This is a genomic window from Microbacterium sp. NPDC028030, from assembly GCF_040637855.1.
Lineage (GTDB): Bacteria > Actinomycetota > Actinomycetes > Actinomycetales > Microbacteriaceae > Microbacterium.
Genome location: NZ_JBEZXF010000002.1, coordinates 719540 through 740398 on the forward strand (window position 1 = coordinate 719540; position 20859 = coordinate 740398).

Annotated in this window: 23 protein-coding genes; 5 read left to right on the forward strand and 18 right to left on the reverse strand. The window is 66.9% G+C overall.

Features of this window, described 5'->3' with window-relative positions:
- Window positions 1-1512: a GTPase HflX gene (gene hflX, locus AB0E56_RS12365; protein ID WP_359799296.1), complete on the reverse strand. Its 1512-nt coding sequence runs from the start codon at window positions 1510-1512 to the stop codon at window positions 1-3.
- A gap of 68 nt (window positions 1513-1580) precedes the next feature.
- Between hflX and AB0E56_RS12370 the strand changes: the two genes are divergently transcribed.
- Window positions 1581-2228 carry a methyltransferase gene (locus AB0E56_RS12370; RefSeq protein WP_359799298.1) on the forward strand — a complete coding sequence of 216 codons (648 nt, stop codon included), beginning with the start codon at window positions 1581-1583 and terminating at the stop codon, window positions 2226-2228.
- Window positions 2229-2269: 41 nt separating this feature from the next.
- Here AB0E56_RS12370 and dapF read toward each other — a convergent pair whose 3' ends face one another.
- The 14 genes from dapF to dapA all read right to left on the reverse strand — a co-directional run bounded on the left by dapF (window position 2270) and on the right by dapA (window position 16499).
- Window positions 2270-3142 carry a diaminopimelate epimerase gene (gene dapF / locus AB0E56_RS12375; RefSeq protein WP_359799300.1) on the reverse strand — a complete coding sequence of 291 codons (873 nt, stop codon included), beginning with the start codon at window positions 3140-3142 and terminating at the stop codon, window positions 2270-2272.
- 22 nt (window positions 3143-3164) lie between these two features.
- Complete coding sequence (locus AB0E56_RS12380) at window positions 3165-3695, reverse strand: dihydrofolate reductase family protein (RefSeq protein WP_359799302.1); 531 nt, start codon at window positions 3693-3695, stop codon at window positions 3165-3167.
- 55 nt (window positions 3696-3750) lie between these two features.
- On the reverse strand, window positions 3751-4662 hold the full coding sequence (miaA, locus tag AB0E56_RS12385; RefSeq protein ID WP_359799303.1) for a tRNA (adenosine(37)-N6)-dimethylallyltransferase MiaA: 912 nt from the start codon (window positions 4660-4662) through the stop codon (window positions 3751-3753).
- On the reverse strand, window positions 4659-6206 hold the full coding sequence (gene miaB, locus AB0E56_RS12390; protein ID WP_359799306.1) for a tRNA (N6-isopentenyl adenosine(37)-C2)-methylthiotransferase MiaB: 1548 nt from the start codon (window positions 6204-6206) through the stop codon (window positions 4659-4661). Before miaB ends, miaA begins: the two co-directional genes overlap by 4 nt.
- A gap of 48 nt (window positions 6207-6254) precedes the next feature.
- The gene (locus AB0E56_RS12395; protein WP_359799309.1) at window positions 6255-6728 is read right to left on the reverse strand and encodes a regulatory protein RecX; all 474 of its coding nucleotides are present in this window, start codon (window positions 6726-6728) and stop codon (window positions 6255-6257) included.
- A 392-nt stretch (window positions 6729-7120) separates the two neighbouring features.
- On the reverse strand, window positions 7121-8170 hold the full coding sequence (gene recA, locus AB0E56_RS12400; RefSeq protein ID WP_183152792.1) for a recombinase RecA: 1050 nt from the start codon (window positions 8168-8170) through the stop codon (window positions 7121-7123).
- Between the two features lie 270 nt (window positions 8171-8440).
- A complete protein-coding gene (locus AB0E56_RS12405) occupies window positions 8441-8665 on the reverse strand; it encodes a DUF3046 domain-containing protein (protein ID WP_359799311.1) in 225 nt (74 codons plus the stop codon).
- Window positions 8666-8684: 19 nt separating this feature from the next.
- Complete coding sequence (locus AB0E56_RS12410; protein WP_026049981.1) at window positions 8685-8993, reverse strand: helix-turn-helix transcriptional regulator; 309 nt, start codon at window positions 8991-8993, stop codon at window positions 8685-8687.
- 141 nt (window positions 8994-9134) lie between these two features.
- Window positions 9135-9617: a CinA family protein gene (locus AB0E56_RS12415; protein WP_359799313.1), complete on the reverse strand. Its 483-nt coding sequence runs from the start codon at window positions 9615-9617 to the stop codon at window positions 9135-9137.
- The gene (gene pgsA / locus AB0E56_RS12420; RefSeq protein ID WP_359799316.1) at window positions 9614-10192 is read right to left on the reverse strand and encodes a CDP-diacylglycerol--glycerol-3-phosphate 3-phosphatidyltransferase; all 579 of its coding nucleotides are present in this window, start codon (window positions 10190-10192) and stop codon (window positions 9614-9616) included. Before pgsA ends, AB0E56_RS12415 begins: the two co-directional genes overlap by 4 nt.
- Window positions 10192-12909 (reverse strand): DNA translocase FtsK 4TM domain-containing protein, encoded by a 2718-nt coding sequence (locus AB0E56_RS12425; RefSeq protein ID WP_359799319.1) that lies wholly within the window; start codon window positions 12907-12909, stop codon window positions 10192-10194. The genes pgsA and AB0E56_RS12425 overlap by 1 nt, the downstream gene beginning before the upstream one ends.
- Window positions 12910-12981: 72 nt before the next feature.
- Window positions 12982-13476, reverse strand: coding sequence for a GNAT family N-acetyltransferase (locus AB0E56_RS12430; RefSeq protein WP_359799321.1), 495 nt, complete (start codon window positions 13474-13476; stop codon window positions 12982-12984).
- Window positions 13477-13791: 315 nt separating this feature from the next.
- The gene (locus AB0E56_RS12435; protein WP_359799322.1) at window positions 13792-15468 is read right to left on the reverse strand and encodes a ribonuclease J; all 1677 of its coding nucleotides are present in this window, start codon (window positions 15466-15468) and stop codon (window positions 13792-13794) included.
- A gap of 53 nt (window positions 15469-15521) precedes the next feature.
- Window positions 15522-16499: a 4-hydroxy-tetrahydrodipicolinate synthase gene (dapA, locus tag AB0E56_RS12440; RefSeq protein WP_359799324.1), complete on the reverse strand. Its 978-nt coding sequence runs from the start codon at window positions 16497-16499 to the stop codon at window positions 15522-15524.
- Window positions 16500-16614: 115 nt separating this feature from the next.
- On the opposite strand from dapA, the gene AB0E56_RS12445 reads away from it, so the two are divergent.
- The gene (locus AB0E56_RS12445) at window positions 16615-17166 is read left to right on the forward strand and encodes an NUDIX hydrolase (RefSeq protein ID WP_359799326.1); all 552 of its coding nucleotides are present in this window, start codon (window positions 16615-16617) and stop codon (window positions 17164-17166) included.
- A 10-nt stretch (window positions 17167-17176) separates the two neighbouring features.
- Here the strand turns inward: AB0E56_RS12445 and AB0E56_RS12450 are convergent, their stop codons facing one another.
- Genes AB0E56_RS12450 through AB0E56_RS12460 form a run of 3 tightly spaced genes read right to left on the reverse strand, consistent with a single transcriptional unit; the run spans window position 17177 to window position 19220 of the window.
- Window positions 17177-17938, reverse strand: a complete 762-nt coding sequence (locus AB0E56_RS12450) for an SDR family oxidoreductase (protein WP_359799328.1) — start codon at window positions 17936-17938, stop codon at window positions 17177-17179.
- Window positions 17938-18414 carry a dihydrofolate reductase gene (locus tag AB0E56_RS12455; protein ID WP_359799330.1) on the reverse strand — a complete coding sequence of 159 codons (477 nt, stop codon included), beginning with the start codon at window positions 18412-18414 and terminating at the stop codon, window positions 17938-17940. The genes AB0E56_RS12450 and AB0E56_RS12455 overlap by 1 nt, the downstream gene beginning before the upstream one ends.
- On the reverse strand, window positions 18411-19220 hold the full coding sequence (locus AB0E56_RS12460; protein WP_359799332.1) for a thymidylate synthase: 810 nt from the start codon (window positions 19218-19220) through the stop codon (window positions 18411-18413). Before AB0E56_RS12460 ends, AB0E56_RS12455 begins: the two co-directional genes overlap by 4 nt.
- A 117-nt stretch (window positions 19221-19337) precedes the next feature.
- Here AB0E56_RS12460 and AB0E56_RS12465 point away from each other — a divergent pair, with 117 nt between their 5' ends.
- The 3 genes from AB0E56_RS12465 to AB0E56_RS12475 all read left to right on the forward strand — a co-directional run bounded on the left by AB0E56_RS12465 (window position 19338) and on the right by AB0E56_RS12475 (window position 20854).
- Complete coding sequence (locus tag AB0E56_RS12465; RefSeq protein ID WP_359799334.1) at window positions 19338-19751, forward strand: thioredoxin family protein; 414 nt, start codon at window positions 19338-19340, stop codon at window positions 19749-19751.
- Window positions 19752-19772: 21 nt separating this feature from the next.
- A complete protein-coding gene (locus AB0E56_RS12470) occupies window positions 19773-20345 on the forward strand; it encodes a DUF4395 domain-containing protein (RefSeq protein ID WP_359799335.1) in 573 nt (190 codons plus the stop codon).
- A gap of 83 nt (window positions 20346-20428) precedes the next feature.
- Window positions 20429-20854 (forward strand): OsmC family peroxiredoxin, encoded by a 426-nt coding sequence (locus AB0E56_RS12475; RefSeq protein WP_359799337.1) that lies wholly within the window; start codon window positions 20429-20431, stop codon window positions 20852-20854.
- The last annotated feature ends 5 nt before the right edge of the window (window positions 20855-20859 follow it).

Below are 20859 nucleotides of genomic sequence, written 5' to 3' on the forward strand. Positions count from 1 at the left end.
TCAGGCCGGCGTCGCGAAGGGCGCGAGCTCGGCAGCGAGACGCTCGGACACACGAGCGTGCACAGCCGTACCCGCTTCGCGATGATCCACCGAGAGCAGCATGCCCGTCTCGTGGATCGCGGCGACAAGGTCGCCTCGGTCGTACGGGATCACCGCGTGGACTTCGACGGCGGGCTTCGGAAGCGCCTCCTCGATCACGGCTCGCAGTTCGGCGATGCCCTCGCCCGACCGGGATGACACGAAGTGGGCGTGCGGCTGAAGGCCACGGAGCACCAACCGCTCATCGTCGTCGATCAGGTCGGCCTTGTTGAAGACCACGATCTCCGGGAGGTCTCGCACGCCGACGTCGCCGAGGACATCGCGGACCGTCTGCAGCTGGCCCGCCGGGTCGGGGTGAGATCCGTCCACGACGTGGAGGACGACATCGGCGTCTCCGACCTCCTCCAGCGTCGAGCGGAACGCCTCGACGAGTTGGTGAGGAAGGTTGCGCACGAAGCCGACGGTGTCGGTCAGCGTGTAGACGCGACCGTCCTCCGTCTCGGAACGCCGCACGGTCGCATCCAACGTCGCGAACAGCGCGTTCTCGACCAGGACGCCGGCGCTGGTGAGGGCGTTGAGAAGACTCGACTTGCCGGCGTTCGTGTATCCCGCGATCGCCACGGAAGGGATCGTGTTGCGCTTGCGCTCTGCACGCTTGGCCTCGCGCGCAGGACCGAAGTCGCGGATCTGTCGCCGGAGCAGCGCCATCTTCGTGCGGATCCGCCGACGGTCGAGTTCGATCTTGGTCTCACCGGGACCGCGGGATCCCATTCCCGCACCACCCGCGCCGACCTGGCCACCGGCCTGGCGGCTCATAGAGTCACCCCAACCGCGCAGTCGCGGCAGCAGATACTCGAGCTGGGCGAGTTCGACCTGAGCCTTGCCCTCTCGGCTCTTCGCGTGCTGGCTGAAGATGTCGAGGATCACAGTGGTCCGGTCGATGACCTTGACCTTGACCACGTCTTCGAGAGCGCGACGCTGGCTGGGGGCGAGTTCGGTGTCGGCGATCACGGTATCGGCACCCACCGCGGCGACGATGTCCTTGAGCTCCTGCGCCTTTCCTCGTCCGAGATACGTCGCGGCATCGGGGTGCGGCCGGCGCTGAAGAACACCGTCGAGCACCACAGCTCCCGCCGTCTCCGCCAGTGCAGCGAGTTCACGCAGGGAGTTCTCCGCGTCTTCCTGCGCGCCCTGGGGATACACACCCACGAGGACGACGTTCTCGAGACGCAGCTGCCGGTACTCGACCTCTGTGACGTCCTCGAGTTCCGTCGAGAGTCCACCCACGCGGCGGAGCGCGTGGCGATCCTCGAGATCCCATTGCACGCCGTCCGTGTCGCCGTGAGAAGCGGTGGACTCGTCCTGCAGCGCCTGAGCTGCGCCGAACACGTGGACGTCCGAACGCTTCTCTGCGTTGGCGAGCACGCGATCGACAGTGTGGTCGTCGGTGGAGGGGGTTGTGGTCTCCGTCATCCGTTCCTTGTCTCTGGGTTTCATAGCGAGCCTTAACCTTAGCCCGCGCAGTCCGGTACGCTCGCCGTATGGGGTCCGATCACTACTTCACTGCGGCCCCGGCAAGCCCCGAGAATCTGCGTAGGATCCGCGTCACGCTCGCGGGTCGTGAGCTGGAAGTCACCACCGCCGGTGGCGTCTTCAGCCCGGATCGTCTGGACGCCGGCACTGCAGTGCTCCTTGCCAACATGCCCCCGGTGCCCCCGGGCGGCGACCTTCTGGACCTCGGCAGCGGCTGGGGACCGGTCAGTCTCTCGATGGCCCTCGCCGCACCACATGCGACGGTATGGGCCGTCGATGTGAACGAGCGAGCCCTCGATCTCGTCCGTCGCAACGCGGCGGCTCTCGGGCTCACCAATATCAACGCATCACTTCCCGACGATGTTCCCGAACACATCTCATTTCGCACGATCCGCTCCAACCCGCCCATCCGTGTCGGCAAGAACGAGCTGCACAGCCTGTTGGAGAGGTGGATCCCTCGACTCGATGAGCGCAGTGACGCCTGGCTCGTCGTACAGCGGAACCTCGGCGCGGATTCGCTGCAACGCTGGATCGGTTCCACGTTCCACCCCGGGTACAGCGTCTTCCGCACCGCGACGGGCAAGGGCTATCGGATCCTCAAGGTCCGCAAGCACGGGACGCCGCCCACGGAGCCGATCGCTCTCTCAGGACTCTGACCGCAGTCGGGCCCCAGCCTCGCCCGCCGAGCTCGCCTCGATCAGAGCAGATCGATCTCTCCGCTGAAGACGAGCTGAGCCGGCCCGGACAGGGCCACGTGCTCACCGTCCTCAGCAGGGAACATGCGCACTCCGAGCGTTCCGCCCGGCACCTCGACCTGCCAGTTGTTCGGGGCGCTTTCGCCCGCCCAATAGCGGACGGCGAGTGCGGTCGCCGCGACGCCCGTGCCGCAGCTGAGCGTCTCGCCCACCCCGCGTTCGAAGACGCGCATGCGCACATGCCCGACGCCATCGCGCACCAGGGGCTCGCCGGGCACGACGAACTCGACGTTGGCGCCCGCCGGCAACGACGGGTCGAGTTCCGGCGCACGGTGAAGCTCCAGCGAAGCGAGCTCGAACTCGGACGCGAGCGCCACGACGACATGCGGGTTGCCCACGTCGATCCCCAGGCCAGGGCGCGTGACCGAGAGTCCGTCGACCCGCACGAGCGGGTCGTCGCCGGAGAGCTTCCACCGCCCGAGGTCGACCTGGTAGCCGGTCGCGCTCCGCGTCACATCGCGCACGCCGGCCCGAGTGCCGATCGAGAGCGTCGAGCCGGGCTCGATGGTCGCCAGGCCCGCGCGCACGAGATAGTGCGCGAAGACACGGATACCGTTGCCGCACATCTCCGCGATGGATCCATCGGCATTCCGGTAGTCCATGAACCACTCCGCCGCAGGCTCTTCCGCCAACGCGGCGGCACCATCGGCGATCGCCGAAGAGCGCACGACACGGAGGATCCCATCCGCGCCGATACCGAAGTGGCGGTCGCAGAGCACCGCGACCTGCTCGACAGAGAGGTCGAATGCCCCGTCAGGGTCGGCGATGATGATGAAGTCGTTGCCCGTACCGTGACCCTTGGTGAATGCGACCATGCCCCCAGTCTAGAGAGCGCCACTACCCCTGGGAGACGACGGCGTAGCGCCCGCACAGGAAGTTGCGGTTCTGCGCCACCTCGAGCAGCTCCAGGTCGAGCCGCCGCGGCAGCAGCGGAGCCCCGGCTCCCAGAGTGACCGGCGCATACTGCACCCAGACCTCGTCGAGCAGCCCGGCATCGGCGAACTGGCCGGCGAGGTCTCCCCCGCCCACGACCCAGATGTCCCGCTCCCCCGCGGCCGTGAGCATCTCGGTGTGCACGCTCTGCACGGCACCCTGAGTGAGACGCACATTCGCGCTCTCGGGAAGCTCGAGCGCACGATGCGTGAAGACCCAGGTGGGTTGACTGTAGCCCCAGCGCCCCTCTTCATGCCTCATCACCCACTCGTACGTCGAAGCCCCCATCGCCAGCGCGCCGATGTCCTTCTCGAAGGCGTTGTATCCCATCGGTCCGTCGGGATCGACATCCTGTGTCAACAACCAGTCGAGCGAGTGCTCTTCGGTCGCGATGAAGCCGTCGAGGCTGGAGGCCGTGAAGAAGTGAGTGCTCATGCGACCAGCGTGCCACCGGCCTCCGACACCCGGTCGCGCCGGGAGCGGGGTGAGGTCAGGCCTGCAGAAGGGTGTGCGCGTCGGCGGGCGCATCCCACCAGCGCAGTTCCGGATACCGCTTGAACCACGACACCTGCCGCCGCGCATAGCGACGCGTGAGCGCCTGGGTCTGTGCGATGGCCTCGGCCGCGCTGAGAGTTCCGTCGAGCTGGCCGAGCGCCTGCGCGTAGCCGATGGCCCGCGGAGCCGTCGCGCCCCGTTCGAGGCCCTGCTGGCGGAGTTCAGCGACCTCGTCGATGAGGCCGGACTCCCACATCCGCTCCACCCGGGCGTCGAGCCGTGCCACGAGGTCGGCGCGGTCGACGTGGAGGCCGATCAATCGCGTGCGCGGATGCCACAGGACAGGGCGCTCGGGCAGTGCCGCGCCGTGTGTGCTGCTCCCCTGCTCCAGGACCTCGAGCGCCCGGATGACCCTCCGGCTGTTGCGCGGGTCGACCTTCGCCGCGGCCTCAGGATCCTGCGCTCGAAGGCGGGCGAGCAGATCGGGAAGACCGACCGATTCCAGCTCCTGTTCGAGCCGCCGACGGATCTCCGGGTCGCGGGGCGGGAAATGGAACTCGTACACGACGCTCGAGACGTAGAGGCCGGAGCCGCCGACCAGGATCGCGTCTCCCCCGCGTTCATGGATCGCCTTGATCGCCGCACGCGCCTCGGGCTGGTACCAGGCGACGGCAGCCTCTTCGTGAACCTCTCGGACGTCGAAGAGGTGGTGGGGTATGCCGCGCCGCTCGGCGACGGGCAACTTAGCCGTGCCGATGTCCATGCCGCGATACAGCTGCATCGCATCGGCGTTCACGATCTCCACCGGGTTGCCTCGCGCCCTCAGTGCGTCGGCGAGATCGAGCGCGAGATCGCTCTTCCCAGTGCCGGTCGCGCCGACTATCGCCCAGAGGCGCGGCTCGCTCACACTCCGACGCGAAGAGTCGGAAGACCGAGGGACACAGCTCGGGATCCACCCTCGGCCGAGGGACTCGGCACCGCACAGGAGTCGGCCTGCGAGCGATCCCAGGCGTCTCCTCCGCGCGTGCGACGAATCCGCAACGGAGCCCCGGTGGGGTCGTCGGCGAGCAGATGGAACGGGGCGCCGTGCGTCACGGTCACCGTGACGACGTCGCCTGGTCGCGGAAGGTCCGAGTTCTCGGGGACCTGGAAATGCACCAGTCGATTGTCTTCGGCGCGGCCCGTCAGCCGGTGGGTCTCGGCGTCCTTCTTGCCCTCACCGGTCGACACCAGCACCTCGATCTCGCGGCCGACCTGCTTCTGATTCTCCTCCAGCGAGATCCGCTCCTGAAGTGCGATCAGACGGTTGTACCGCGCCTGGACGACCTCCTTCGGCACCTGGTCTTCCATCGTCGCTGCAGGTGTTCCCTCGCGGATGGAGTACTGGAAGGTGAACGCCGCAGAGAAGCGCGCCTGCTCGACGACACGCATCGTATCGTCGAAGTCCTCCTCGGTCTCGCCCGGGAAACCCACGATGATGTCGGTCGTGATCGCGGCGTTCGGGATGCGGGCACGCACCCGATCCAGGATCCCGAGGAATCGCTCGCTGCGATAGGAGCGCCGCATCGCCTTGAGGATGCGGTCGCTGCCGGATTGCAGCGGCATGTGCAGTTGTGGCATCACGCTCGGCGTCTCGGCCATGGCGTCGATCACATCGTCGGTGAAGGCCGCCGGGTGCGGGCTGGTGAAGCGGATGCGCTCCAGCCCGTCGATCTCACCGGCTGCGCGCAGCAGCTTGCCGAATGCCTGACGATCTCCGAACTCGACACCGTAGGAGTTGACGTTCTGCCCGAGGAGCGTGACCTCGATCGCGCCATCGTCCACCAGCAGGCGTATCTCGTTCAGGATGTCTCCGGGGCGACGGTCCTTCTCCTTGCCGCGCAGGCTCGGCACGATGCAGAACGTGCACGTGTTGTTGCACCCGACGGAGATCGACACCCACCCGCTGTGCGCGGAATCACGTTTGGTCGGAAGCGTCGAAGGGAAGACCTCGAGCGACTCGAGGATCTCGAGCTCAGCGTCGCCGTTGTGCCGCGCACGCTCCAGCAGCCCCGGCAGCGAGCCCATGTTGTGCGTGCCGAAGACGACATCGACCCACGGCGCCTTGTCGAGCACGGCCTGCTTGTCCATCTGAGCGAGACAGCCGCCGACGGCGATCTGCATCCCCTCTTTGCGGCGCTTGACCGAGGCGAGGTGCCCGAGAGTGCCGTAAAGCTTGCCGGCCGCATTGTCGCGCACCGCACAGGTGTTGATGATCACCACGTCGGCTTCAGCGCCGTCCAGTGCCCGAACGTAGCCGGCGCTCTCCAGGGAACCGGAAAGACGTTCGGAGTCGTGCACGTTCATCTGGCACCCGAAGGTGCGCACTTCGTACGATCGCTGTCGGCCATCGACGTCGACGGCCGCCGACGAAGCGCTGATGATCGTCGGTTCGCTGCGCGGAATAGTCATGATTGATCCATTGTACGAGCCGCCTCCGGCCACAGCCGCGCCGTTCTCTCAGTCGGAATCGACGAAACGGACGCCGGAGGTCGAACTGCCGAACGTCGTCTCCCGCAGCGCTGTCTTCGCCGCCTTCATGGCCACCGCACCGTTGTATCCGCGCCGCGACAACTGCCCCACCAGACGCCGAAGCGCGGTGTCATGGTCGAGCCGACTCAGGGAGCGCGCTTTTCCACGGACGAAGTCGAGCGCTCGCTCGTCGTCGTCATCCGGTAACTCGTCGAGCGCCCTGTCGATCACATCTCGAGGGATGCCGCGTTGGGCGAGCGCGCGCGACAGGGCGACTCTCCCCTGCCCCTTCCGCTCGACTCCCGACGCCACCAGGACACCGGCGAGGGCCTCGTCGTCGAGGTAGCCCCGACGACAGAAATCGTCGATGACGTCGTCGACGGTCCCCGATTCGAGTTCGAAACCGCGCAAGACCTGCCGGGCCTCCGAGACGGAGAGCGAGCGAGCGCGCAACTTGCGCACGAGAGACTCTTCAGCCGCGACGCGTGCCTCGTCAAGAGACTCCCCGTCGTCAGGCGCCGCATCCTGTCCACTCAGCGCCCGAAGACGAGAAGCCTCGGCCACAGTCGAGTGCGGCGACTCCGACCCGGGCCTGCGGGACCCCCCGCGCGCCGGATGACGGTCGCTGGGGCTGCCCCCATCGACCGCACCGGACGGGTGCACTGCGCTGGACGGGGTGTCCCACGTCGAGCGCCAGACGCCGGCATCTCCGGCCCGAGGCGATGAGACGTCTGCAGCACGCTCTTCCTCGACGTGAGAACTCTCGGGCTTGCGGTCATTCCTCCTCGAGGAGCCACCGAAAAGGGGGGTGATGGGGGCGATCCGATCAGGATCGCCCCCACGCTCGTCGTTCATCAGGCCGGACGACGCTCTGCGAGCTCGTCAGCGGCCGCGGGAGCCGCGACCTGTGCACCGATGCCGAGCTTCTGCTTGATCTGCGTCTCGATCGCCAGTGCGATGTCCGGGTTGTTCAGCAGGAACGTACGTGCGTTCTCCTTGCCCTGACCCAGCTGATCGCCGTCGTAGGTGTACCACGAGCCCGACTTCTTCACGATGGCGTGCTCGACACCGAAGTCGATCAGGCTGCCCTCGCGCGAGATCCCGACCCCGTAGAGGATGTCGAACTCGGCCTGCTTGAAAGGCGGAGCCATCTTGTTCTTGACGACCTTCACCCTCGTGCGGTTTCCGACGGCGTCGGTACCGTCCTTGAGCGTCTCGATACGACGGATGTCCATGCGGACGGACGCGTAGAACTTGAGCGCCTTGCCACCCGCGGTGGTCTCGGGCGACCCGAAGAACACGCCGATCTTCTCGCGGAGCTGGTTGATGAAGATCATGGTGGTGTTCGTCTGGTTCAGACCACCGGTCAGCTTTCGCAGTGCCTGCGACATGAGTCGGGCCTGCAGGCCCACGTGCGAGTCACCCATCTCGCCCTCGATCTCGGCTCGCGGTACGAGCGCCGCGACGGAGTCGATCACGATGAGGTCGATCGCACCGGACCGGACGAGCATGTCGGCGATCTCGAGGGCCTGCTCACCTGTATCGGGCTGCGACACGAGAAGTGCGTCGATGTCGACGCCGAGCTTCGCCGCGTAGTCGGGGTCGAGCGCGTGCTCGGCGTCGATGAACGCTGCGATGCCACCGGCGCGCTGCGCATTTGCGATCGCGTGCAGAGTCAGTGTCGTCTTACCCGAGGACTCAGGTCCGTAGATCTCGACGATTCGGCCACGCGGGAGGCCTCCGACGCCGAGGGCGACATCGAGGGCGATGGAGCCGGTGGGGATGACGGCCACGGGGGCGCGCTCATCGCTGCCCAGCCGCATGACCGAGCCCTTTCCGAACTGGCGGTCGATCTGGGCGAGGGCGGTCTCGAGGGACTTCTCGCGGTCGGCGGGTGATGGCATGATGTGCTCCTTCTGCGCGCGTGGTGCCGCCTGTAGGCTGTCGCGGCGCTCCCGGCTGGGAGCAACTCTCCGACAAGGCGTATGGCTCTTCGGCCTGCTCTCCACCGTAGGAGGGGCCACCGACAACGACTCGGCGATCCCACCGGAAGTGCAGATCGGCTTCTCTGAACCACTTGTGTAGAAGACTACGCTCGTTTCGAACACATCTTCGACGACACGCCGAAATCATCTCGCGCTGTACCGTACGTTGCGGACGTGACGCGAATCGGCTCAGCGCTTGCGAGGCTCCTGCCGGCCCACGCCGTAGCGGCGATCCTCGGGGACATCCATCTCGGTGCAGAGAGCGAGCCAGATCTCCCTGGGTGGGGTCCCGTCGGCGAGAGCCTCCACCGCAGTCCGGCCCCGGAGTGCCGTCAGCCCGAGATCGTTCACCAGCGAAGTGGCTCGCGCCTGGAACTCCGTATCCACGGCACGAAGGAACTCGCTACGACGCATCGATTCCCCTGGTGGGAGGTCAGTGCAGCGAGAGCTGCGGCTCGACCGAGGCGACGAGATCGTCGGGAACCACGTCGGGGAACACCTGGATGCCCTCGAGCACGGAGATGCGGTCTCCGACCTCGCGCATGATCGTGGAGATGGGCACATCGAGCGCATCGGCGACGGATGCGAGGATCTCGCTCGACGCCTCTTTCTGACCTCGCTCCACCTCACTGAGGTAGCCGAGCGCAACCGATGCCTTGCTTGCGACCTGCCGGAGCGTGCGCCCCTTCTGCAGGCGGAAGTCCCTCAGCACATCGCCGATTTCCTGTCGTACAAGAATCATCGGAACCTCCTCCCCAAGTGATCGATCGAGGTCTCCCCCGATGAGACAGCCAGTCTAATACCCCTGGCATGCACAGAATCTACCCCTGCACTCTGTGGTTTGAATGTGAGCACATCTGAGATAACCCCGGCGATGCCCACACTATTCCGCAAGAGTCTCGAGCACCGCGTCGAGCGCGGCATCCACCGTCTGCGCGCGTATCTCTTCACGATCTCCGTGGAAGAGGAACGCCTTCGTCCGCGAGGTGAACGGCGTCACGACACCGATGTGCACAGTCCCCACCGGCTGGCCGTCGGGCGAATCGGGACCCGCGATCCCGGTGGTGGAAACGCCGACGTCGGCGCTCCTTCCCTGCACCCGCACGACGCGGCGCACACCGTCGGCCATCTGCTCGGCCACCCTGGGATGCACCGGTCCGTGCGCCGCCAGGAGCTGCCCCTCGACGCCGAGAACTGCGGCCTTGACCTCCGTCGCGTATGCCACGACTCCGCCGAGCAGCACAGACGATGCGCCGGGGACCGAGACGATCTCCGCGCACAGCGCACCTCCGGTGAGCGACTCCGCGACGCCCATCGTCCAGCCGCGCCCGCGCAACGCCGACAGCACGGCGTCGGCGACGCTCATGCCCGCTTCTGTCGGGATCCGCGCACCTGGGCGACGATGTAGTCGACACCGCTGGCCACTGTGAGCAGCAGCACGATGATCATCAGGACGAACGTGACCAGCGTCCAGGCCTCGAGTCCGATCAGGACATGGAGCGGAAGCAGCGCCCAGCCGAGGGCGACGCCCTGGAAGGCCGTCTTGATCTTGCCCATCCAGGCGGCGGCGACGACGTGCTCACTAGCGACCATGAGGCGATGAACGGTGATCCCCCACTCACGCACCAGGATGATCGCGACGATCCACCAGTTCACCTCGCCGAGAATCGCCAACCCGATGAACCCCGCACCCGTGAGCAGCTTGTCGGCTATCGGATCCCAGAGCTTGCCGAAGTCGCTGACGATGTCGTACTTACGCGCCAGGTACCCGTCGACCCAGTCGGTGGAGATGCCGACGATGAAGAGGACCGCTGCGGTCCAGCGCAGTGCGGGTGCGACGTCCCCATACGTTCCACCGAGCAGCAGGAGCACGAAGAAGATGACCGCGAGCGGGATGCGCGCAACCGTGATGGCGTTGGGCAGCTGCCGGGGAATGGCCATCAGTCGCGTCCCGTCAGACCCCAGGCGTCTTCGTCGCCCTCGGTTTCGACCTCGGGGAGACCCTCGTACTGCGCGGCGATCGGATCGTGCGCAGCGGGCAGAGGCGGGACGGGAGGGGCTGCTGGCGACGCGGAGCCGGACGGAGCCGCGGGGACGTCCTCACCACGCAACTTCGCCATCACCTGCGGCAGCTGTTCCGCTGTCGCGAGCACGTCTCGCGCCTTCGACCCCTCGGAGGGTCCCACGATCTCGCGGGACTCCAGCAGGTCCATCAGCCGGCCCGCCTTCGCGAATCCGACACGCAGTTTGCGCTGAAGCATCGACGTCGAGCCGAACTGGGACGAGACGATTAGCTCGGCGGCCGCGAGCAGCAGCTCCAGGTCGTCTCCGATGTCCTCGTCGACTTCCTTCTTCTTGGTCGGTTCCAGAGCCTCCTGCACGTCGGGACGATAGTCGGGACGGGCCTGACGCGTGACGTGCTTGACGACCGCGTCGATCTCCTTCTCGTCGACCCATGCACCCTGCAAGCGGAACGGCTTGGAGGAACCCATCGGCGAGAACAACGCATCACCCTGACCGATGAGCTTGTCGGCTCCCGGACTGTCGAGGATGACGCGGCTGTCGGTGACGCTGGTCACAGCGAACGCGAGTCGGGACGGGACGTTGGCCTTGATGAGGCCGGTGACGACATCGACGCTGGGGCGCTGCGTCGCGAGGACCAAATGGATGCCGGACGCGCGCGCGAGCTGGGTGATGCGGACGATCGAGTCCTCGACATCACGCGGGGCGACCATCATGAGGTCGGCGAGCTCGTCGACCACCACCAGCAGATAGGGGTACGGCTTGAGCACCCGCTCACTGCCGACCGGCACCTCGACCTCGCCGGCACGCACCGCGCGATTGAAGTCGTCGATGTGGCGGAACCCGAACGACGCGAGGTCGTCGTACCGCATGTCCATCTCCTTCACGACCCACTGCAGCGCCTCGGCGGCCTTCTTCGGGTTCGTGATGATGGGCGTGATCAGATGCGGAACGCCCGCGTAACTCGTCAGCTCGACGCGCTTGGGGTCGATCAGGACCATGCGCACATCGGCCGGCCGCGCCCGCATCAGCAAGCTCGTGATCATGGAGTTCACGAAGCTCGACTTACCCGAGCCCGTCGAACCCGCCACCAGCAGGTGGGGCATCTTGGCGAGATTCGCGATCACGATGTTGCCGCCGACGTCCTTGCCGACGCCGATCGTCATCGGGTGGGTGCTCTTCTGCGCCGCGGGCGAGCGGAGCACATCGCCGAGGGCGACCATCTCCTTGTCGGCGTTGGGAATCTCGATCCCGATCGCGCTCTTGCCGGGGATGGGCGAGAGGATACGCACGTCGTTCGACGCCACAGCGTAGGCGAAGTTGTTGCTCAGCTGGAGGATCTTCTCCACCTTGACCCCGTGCCCGACCTCGACCTCGTACTGCGTGACCGTCGGACCGCGGGAGAAACCGGTCACCTTCGCGTCCACCTTGAACTGCGTGAGCACGCTGGTGATCTGCTCGATCACCTTGTCTGTGGCTTCGGACCGCAGGACAGGGGGCGGACCTTCGACCAGGAGACCCGGAGAGGGCAGGATGTACGGAGCGACCGGCGCCTGCGGGCCCCGGTCGCCGGGACCTTCGGTGCCGAACCCGTCGAGGCCGGGGAGCTCCGGCACCTCGCCGGTGTCGGATGAATCATCGAGGAGGGCGGTGGTCTGCTGCTCGGCGAGCGAGTCGGCGACCGAGCGGACGTCGGACAGCACCTCGGTCGCGGCGTCATACGGGTTCTCGACCACGACCGCCTGGTCATACGCGGGCGTCGGCTCCGATGTGGTGAGCAGCGCGGTGATGTCGTCGGACCCGAGCGTGCCCTCGTCGGGATCCTCTTCGCGTCCCGTCTTGTTCCGGCGCCACCAGGGCAGCACGTCGGGGTCATCGACCTTGTCGGCGTCGTCGATCGCCGTCGCGTCCGCCGAAGGCTTCTGGGGGCGCTCCGCGTCGAACATCCACGCGTAAAGGTCGCCGAGTCGAGAGCCGATGCGATTCGGGGGCGTCTTCGTCAGGATGAGAATGCTGAGCACTGCGAGGAGGGACAGGATGACGTACGCGGGGATGTCCGTCAGGTACGTCAACGGCTGACCGACCAACCACCCCAGCAGACCTCCGGCCTCACTGAGCGCGGGCATGCCCTGGTTCGGATGCGGACGGGGCCCTGCGACGTGGAAGATGCCCGACAGGGCGAGGACGAACAGCCCGAAGCCGATACCGATGCGCCCGTTGTCGTGCACGGAAGAGGGATGGCGGAACAGCCACCCCGCGAGGAGCAGAAGCAGCACCGGCATGATGAAGGCGACGCGCCCGACGAAGAGGCCGACGGAGTAGGCGCTGATGTTCGCGGCGACCTCGTTGCCGATGAAGAACCACTCGTTCACCGCACCGAGCGCGGCGAGCAGCACCAGCAGGAAGGGGAACCCGTCTCGGCGGTCGTCCTTGTCGAGGGTCTCCGGTCCGAACGCCCGGAAGAGCCCGCCGACACCGTGTGCGAGTCCGGCCCAGGCACGGACAGCGACGGAGGGCTTGTCGGCCTCGTCGATGTACTTCTTCGGAGCGGGCTGGGCCTTGGGAGCCGTCTGCCGCTTGGGGCGCGACGGTGCGCTGGTCGACGCGCGCTCAGTCTTCGTGGAACTCCTGGCCATGCTCTCACGTTACGGCCAACACCCGACATCCCCGCGCAATGACGCGGCTTTCCGCGGATCCGACGTGCTCGATCAGGCCGTCCGGCGCGCCATTGTGTCGCGGGTTGCGCCCTCGGCCACCACGGCGAATCCCTCGGCGCGATACAAGTTGCGAGCGAAGTTGTCGCGCTCGACGCTCAGACTGATCCGCGCGTGCCCCTGCGAGGCGGCGAGCTGGATGAGACCACGTAAGAGGGAGCGGCCGACCCCGCGTGCTCGCCAGAGCGGATGCACACCGATGATCAGTTCGGGCACCGCGACTCCAACGAATCCGAAACCCGGCGCGTTCTGCGGGAGCATCCGATACCACGCTGCGCCTACAGGAACGCCACCGAGCTCGGTCGCCACGAGACCGTCGTCAGCCGCTCGCTGCCACCCCGCGAGATACCGCCGATGCTCCGACGACATCAGCACCTCGTGCCGCGGTCGCAGTCCCCCGGCGCGCCAGTTCGCCGCCTCGACGAGCATGTCGCCGAGGAACACCGCATCGGTCTGCGCGGCCCGACGGAGGGCGAATCCGCTGTCCATGACGAGAGCCTAGGACGCGGGTGTTACGTCACCATGTCGGGCAGCCGTGAGTACCGGACACGTCGTCGGTGATGTAGAGTACTTCTCGTTCGCAGTATCATGTTACATATCAGGAGGAAAGATGTACTGCTGCTTCTATTTCATCCAGGCGCTCCTCAACTGCTTCTGCGGGTCCGCCGGCGGTTCCACGGGCGGATCGACGGGCGGCTCGGGCGGATACGGGGGCTACTGACCGCGGCCGTACTGCCATGTCACAGCTGAGGGCTCTCGGCGAGACCGGATGGTCTCACCGAGAGCCCTCGGTCATGTCTGCTGCTATGCCTCGATGACGAGCGGGACGATCATCGGGCGCCGGCGCAGGCGCTGGTTCACCCAGCGGCCGATCGTCCGCCGCACGATCTGCGACAGTGCATGGGTGTCACGGACGCCGTTCCCGGACGCTTCCTTGAGCGCCGCCACGATCTTGGGCGTGACGTCGTCGAACACCGCGTCGTCCTCCGCGACACCGCGCGCGTGGATCTCGGGGCCGGAGATGATGCGACCGGTCGCCGCGTCGACGACCACGATCACGGAGATGAAGCCCTCCTCCCCCAGGATCCGCCGGTCCTTGAGGTCCGCGTCCGTGATCTCGCCGACCGTCGATCCGTCGACGTACACGAATCCGAGGTCGAGCTGACCCGTGACCCGCGCGACGCCGTCCTTGAGGTCGATCACCGTGCCGTTCGAGGCGATCAACGTGTTGTCCTCCGGGATGCCCGTGTCCTGAGCGAGCTTGGCGTTCGCGATCAGATGCCGGTACTCGCCGTGCACCGGCAAGACGTTCTTCGGCTTCAGGATGTTGTAGCAGTAGAGCAGCTCACCCGCCGCCGCGTGGCCGGAGACATGCACACGAGCGTTGGCCTTGTGCACGACGTTCGCGCCGAGCTTGGTGAGGCCGTCGATGACGCGATACACGGCGTTCTCGTTGCCGGGGATCAGGCTCGAAGCGAGGATCACGGTGTCCCCTTCGCTGACCTCGATCGCGTGGTCCATGTTCGCCATCCGGCTGAGAACAGCCATCGGCTCGCCCTGAGATCCGGTCGACATGTAGACGATCTGCTCATCGCGAAGGTCGCGCGCCTTCTTGAAGTCGATGAGGACACCGTCGGGCACCTTCAGGTAGCCCAGCTGCTCCGCGATCGTCATGTTGCGGACCATGCTCCGACCGAGGAAGGCGACGCGACGACCATGGGCGGCAGCGGCGTCGATCACCTGCTGCACGCGGTGGACGTGGCTGGAGAAGCTCGCGACGATGACACGCCGGGGCGCCTTGCCGATCACCTGATCGAGCACGGGTCCGATCGACCGCTCGGTCGGGGTGAAGCCGGGGACATCGGCGTTGGTCGAGTCGACCAGGAAGAGGTCGACTCCCTCTTCACCGAGCCGTGAGAATGCCCGCAGGTCGGTGATCCGTCCGTCCAGGGGCAGCTGGTCCATCTTGAAGTCGCCGGTCGCGAGAACCATGCCCGCGGGAGTGCGGATCGCGACCGCGAGTGCGTCGGGGATCGAGTGGTTGACCGCGACGAACTCCAGGTCGAAAGGTCCGACCCGCTCCTCCTGGCCCTCTTTGACCGTCAGCGTGAAGGCCTTGATGCGGTGCTCCTTGAGCTTCGCCTCGACCAGCGCGAGCGTGAGGCCGGAGCCGATCAGGGGGATGTCGCTCTTCAGGCGCAACAGGTACGGGACGGCGCCGATGTGGTCTTCGTGTCCGTGTGTGAGCACCACCCCGACGATGTCGTCGAGTCGGTCGCGGATCGGCTCGAAGTCGGGGAGGATCAGGTCCACGCCCGGCTGATGCTCTTCCGGGAAGAGGACGCCGCAGTCGACGATCAGGATCTTGCCGTCGTACTCGAACATCGTCATGTTCCGGCCGATCTCGCCGAGACCGCCGATCGGGATGACCCGCAGCGTCCCTTCATCGAGAGCGGCCGGTGCTACCAGGGGAATGGACATGCTGTCTCCTCAGTCGGACACTCCGCGCGTCCGTTCGTTCATGGTGACGCGGCTCAGCGCGTCGTGCCGTGCACCTTCGGCAGGGCACCACCCGCAGCCGCATTGCGGTCGGGTCGGAAGTTCGAGAAATCGGCGCCGGGGACGTTCTTGACGAGATCGAGCTCATCCTCGATGAGCGCGGCCTCCCATTCCTCGGGGCCGACGAGGGGAAGACGGACGCGCGGGCTCGAGATGCGGCCGAGTCCGTGCAGGATGTACTTCGCCGCCACGGTGCCCGGCACGTGCGTCATCACCGCGCGCACGAGAGGCTCGAGACGCTTGTGCTCCGCGGTGGCGGTGGCGAGGTCGCCCGCGTTGACCGCGTCGATGATCGTGCGGTACGGCGCCGCAGCCACGTTCGCGGTGACCCCGATGAGTCCTGCTGCTCCGATCGCGAGGTGTGGCAGCACATTCGCGTCGTCGCCCGAGAAGTACATCAGATCGGTCTGGTTGAGCACGCGGCTCACCTCCGAGAAGTCGCCCTTGGCGTCCTTCACCGCGAGGATGTTGGGGTGCTTCGCGAGCCGGAGGATCGTCTCGTACTTGATCGGCACCCCCGTGCGGCCGGGGATGTCGTAGAGGATCACCGGGAGATCCGTCGCGTCCGCGACCAGACGGAAATGCGTGAGGATACCCGCCTGGGTCGGCTTGTTGTAATAGGGCGTCACGATCATGATGCCGTCGGCGCCGGCCTTCTCGCTCGCTTTGTACAGCTCGATCGCATGCGCCGTCTCGTTGGAGCCGCCGCCGGTGATGATCTTGGCTCGGCCGGCAGCGACGGACTTGCCGACTTCGACGAGCTTGAGCTTCTCGGGGTCCGTCAGGGTCGAGGTCTCGCCGGTCGTTCCCGTCACGACGATGCCGTCCGCGCCCGCGGTGATCACGTCATCGATGTGCTTCTCGACGGCGGGCCAGTCGACTTCGCCGTCGGCCGTCATCGGAGTGACGAGCGCGACGAGGACCTGTCCGAAAGGGTTGCCCGAGTGCGTCATGCTCCCAGCGTATCTGGTCGGATACCGCTCATGCGGACGCGGTGACAGGTCCGGTGACGTCACCGATGTGTCCTGCCGCGCCGAGTGGGAGCGCGGCTCGGCATACGCTCATGGGATGGGATGGGTCACGCACCGCAGCGAGTCCAAGTACGAGAACCTTTGGATCCGGGTGCGGGAGGACACCGTGTCGGGCCCGAACGGCGCCGATGGCATCTACGGCGTCGTCGCCACCTGGCATCCTGCCGTGTTCATCGTCGCGGTGGACGACGAGGACCGCATGTGCCTGATCACCATCGACAGATACACGGTGGGGGTGAGCACCGAGATCCCGGCTGGAGGCAGCGACGGCGAGGAACCGCTCGCGGCGGCGAAGCGGGAACTGCGTGAGGAGACCGGGTACGAGGCGGACGACTGGACGTCGCTCGGCTCCATGTATGCGTTGAACGGGATCGCCGAGGCGCGTGAGCATGTGTTCCTCGCGCGGGGCGTCCGGCCGCTCCCCTCCTCGGAGGACGCCGCCGCGAGTCAAGCCGAAGAGGGCATCCGGGAAGTCTCGTGGGTGCCCTTCGAACGGGTGCTCAGGATGATCGCGGCGGGTGACGTCACCGACGGCGAGACCATCGCCGCGGTCGCGAAAGCGGGCATCGCGCTCGGCAGGTTCCGTTGAGACGTGCGTCTCAGACGCGACCTCGCCTCGCCACGCGCGAGGTGAGCGAGCTCGGCAGGAAGCGGGCCACAGCCACTATCACCTTGTATCGCACCGACGGCACGGACACCGGCTTGCCACGGGCGGCATCGCGCAGCCCCGCGCGCACGACATCGCGGGCGTTCAACCACATGATGCTCGGCACGCCTTCCTGCCCGACCGCCAGCCCCATGCGCTCGTGGAACGAGGTGTGCGTGAAGCCGGGGCAGAGTGCGGTGACGCTCACTCCATCACGCGAGTACTCCGCGTCGGCCCAGCGGCTGAAGCCGATCAGCCAGGACTTGCAGGCCGAGTAGGTCGATCGGGAGATGAAGCCGGCCACTGAGGCCACGTTGATGATGCGCCCTCCTCGACCTCGCATGGACTGGAGCGCGGCGTGCATGAGACGCATGGACGCCTCGACATGCACGCGGAGGTGTCTCACCTCATCGTCGATGTCGTTGTCGGCGAACTGCAGCGGCAACCCGAAACCGGCGTTGTTGACGAGCAGATCGACGGGATCGGAGACATCACGGAGCCGCGCGGCGACCTTCTCGACATCGCCGACCTCCGTGAGATCCGCCGGAAGGACCTCGACGGCGACACCGTGCTCACGACGCAACTCGGCGGCGAGCTCCTCCAGCGGACCCGCCGAACGGGCGACGAGGATGAGATCGGCGCGACGTCGCGCGAGTTGCCGCGCGAACTCGGCTCCCAATCCGGCACTGGCCCCGGTGATCAACGCAGTGGGCATCAGCGCTCGTATCCGAGGAAGCGGTAGCGGATGTCGGAGCGAGACGTGTGCCACTCCCCCTCGTCGACGAGGCGCCAGCCGGTCTTCGGCGGCGCGTAGGCGTCTCCGGCGACCTGAAGGTCGAGCTCCGTGACCTCCAGCCGGTCGGCGTCGCCGATCACCTGCCGGAAGATCTCCGCTCCGCCGATGATCCAGACCTTGTCGAGACCGCGCACGGCTTCGGCCACCGTCGCCGCGCGGCGCGCACCCTCCTCGGCCCAGTCCTGCTGACGCGTGACCACGATGTTGTCGCGACCGGCGAGCGGACGGAAGCGATCAGGGAGCGAGTCCCAGGTCTTGCGGCCCATCACCACCGGCGCTCCGAGGGTCACTTCCTTGAAATGCGCGAGGTCCTCGGGAACGTGCCAGGGCATTCCGCCCTCGGCGCCGATCACGCCGCCGCGCGCCTCCGCCCAGATCAGCCCGACCCAGGTCATACGGCCACCGCTGCCCGGATCGGAGCATGGTGCTGGTAGGCCTCGACGACGAAGTCTTCGTAGCGGTAGTCGAGGATCGAGTCCGGCTTCCTCGCGAATCGCAGTGTCGGATAGTCGTACGGGTCTCGGCTGAGCTGTTCGCGCACCTGCTCCACGTGGTTGTCGTAGACGTGACAGTCTCCGCCGGTCCACACGAAGTCGCCCGGCTCGAGCCCGACCTGCTGCGCGATCATCATCGTGAGCAGAGCGTAGGAGGCGATGTTGAACGGGACCCCGAGGAACATGTCGGCGCTGCGCTGGTACAGCTGGCACGAGAGCTTGCCGTCGGCGACGTAGAACTGGAACAGCGCGTGGCACGGCGCGAGAGCCATGTCGGGGATATCCGCCGGGTTCCACGCCGAGACGATCAAACGCCGCGAGTCGGGAGAGCGTCGGATCTGCTCGATCACCTCGGACAACTGGTCGATGCTCCCGCCGTCGGGCGTCGGCCAGGACCGCCACTGCACCCCGTAGACAGGACCGAGGTCGCCTGACTCGTCAGCCCATTCGTCCCAGATCGTGACGCCGTTCTCGCGCAACCACGCGACGTTCGAGTCGCCTCGAAGGAACCAGAGCAGTTCGTAGGCGATCGACTTGAAGTGCACACGCTTCGTCGTGATGAGCGGAAACCCCTTCGACAGGTCGAAGCGGATCTGCCGACCGAAGACGCTCGTGGTGCCCGTGCCTGTGCGATCGGACTTGTGCGTGCCGGTCTCCAGGACATCGCGGAGCAGGTCTTCGTACGGCGTCGGGACGGCTTCGCTCATGACAGCCACGATACCGCGACCCTTCGTGTCTCGGGCGGAGCGGCGCCGGCTACGGGGCGTCCGTCATGGTGTGAAACATCGGCCCGAGGCTGTCTCCACACGGCATATCCTCGCTCTATGTCGCCCACGCTTGCCCTGGGGATCGCCGCGACACTCCTCGTGCTCGCGACGACCATCGGCATCGTGCTGCGCCGGCGCGACGGACGACGGCGCGACGGCGGCGCGCTCCGCTTCGATCCCGCAGACGCCGCCGCGGCGGAGTTCGGCGCACGGGCGACCCTGGTGCAGTTCAGCACCGAGATGTGCGCGCGGTGCCCGCAGGTGCGCCGACTGCTCGGCGGTTACGCCTCCGACCATGAAGGACTCCGCCACGTGGAGATCGATCTGACGCATCGCCCTGATCTCTCCGCCCGCTACAAGGTGCTGCAGACCCCGACCACCTTCGTGATCGACAGCTCAGGCGCGGTCCGTGCGCGATTCCACGGAGTGCCCCACCGCCATGCCCTCGCCGAAGCCCTCGCAGCCGTCTGAGTCCGAAAGTCTGGAGCACACATGAGCACGCCCGCAGGCATCGACCCCCGAGGTCCGCGCTTCGCCGCCACCATCACGGCCGTCCTGCTGCTCGCGGCGACCTTCCTCGGGCTGATCGGTATCTCGACGGCGCAGTTCCCCGGAAGCTGGTTCGCGATCACTCCGTCCTCGGACTTCGCATTCGTCGCAGGGAGGACCTGGGCCCTCCCCTCTGCAGGGTTCGCCGACCGTGTCCTCGACCCAGGGTTCCTGCTCACTGTCGTCATCGCCCTGCTGTTCCTGTGGGGTGTCGTCTCTCCCCGGACCACGCCATGGAGCGTCGTCTTCCGCTCAGTGGTGCGCCCCCGACTCGCTCCGCCGACCGAACTCGAGGATCCGCGCCCGCCCCGCTTCTCTCAGGGCGTGGGGCTGTTCGTCGTCACGATCGGACTCGCGCTGCACCTCGCCGGCATCCCCTGGGCGCTGCCGATCGCGACGGCTGCCGCCTTCATCGCCGCGTTCCTCAATGCGGCCTTCGCGTTCTGCCTCGGCTGCCAGCTCTATCTCCTGCTGCAGCGCGCCGGGGTCGTCGGGCGCGAAGCTGCAGCCTCCTGACCGCTGTTCCCCCGCGTCCGGCCGATCGATAGGCTGACCACGAGTCGATGCCGCACCCCCGCGGCGCGAGAACCGGAGGAATCATGCCCGTCACCAGCGAAGCCGCCAGCACGTGGACCGGATCGCTCATGGAGGGGTCGGGCACCGTCGCGTTCTCTTCATCGAACCTCGGAACCTTCCCGATCAACTGGAAGGCGCGTAGCGAGGGCAGCGACACCACGACCACGCCGGAGGAACTCATCGCGGCCGCCCACGCGTCCTGCTTCAGCATGGCGCTCTCGCACGCCCTCGCGGAGAACGGCACTCCGCCGGAACGCGTCAACACGACGGCCTCGGTCACGTTCAAGCCGGGTGTGGGCATCACGGGCAGCCACCTCAACGTCAACGCGAGCGTTCCGAACCTGACGCCCGAGGCGTTCCAAGAGATCGCGAACGGCGCCAAGACCGGCTGCCCCGTCTCTCAGGCGCTCGCCGGCATCGACATCACTCTCGAGGCGACGCTCGCCTGAAAGCC